Annotated in this window: 1 protein-coding gene; it reads right to left on the reverse strand. The window is 57.6% G+C overall.

Features of this window, described 5'->3' with window-relative positions; genetic code table 11:
• Window positions 1-258: hypothetical protein (locus E0702_RS16830; protein ID WP_240721804.1), on the reverse strand; the 258-nt coding region annotated here is incomplete at its 3' end.
• Between the last annotated feature and the right edge of the window lie 30 nt (window positions 259-288).

The raw sequence follows: 288 nt of genomic DNA on the forward strand, positions 1-288 counted from the left end.
TTTCCGGAACCGGAAGACCTTTTCCTTTCCGCGCGACAAACCTCGTGGATGGTTTGCCAAGGCCGCCACGAGAACTGGGGGAAGGTGGACGCCCCGGGGGTCTTCGTTCTTTGTCTGTGGGAGGTATGCGAAGGCTTCATCTATGATGAGCTTGTCGCAGGTGAGGCCAAGCCCCTCGTTCAATCGGCAGCCTGTGTAAAGCAGGAAGTGCAGAAGGATACCGAACTCCGGATCCACACCCTCGGCCGCCTTGATCATTCTGAACGCTTGCTCTGGTTGGAGCCAGTC

Origin of the sequence: Halomonas marinisediminis, from assembly GCF_004347715.1 — a bacterium.
GTDB lineage: Bacteria > Pseudomonadota > Gammaproteobacteria > Pseudomonadales > Halomonadaceae > Halomonas > Halomonas icarae.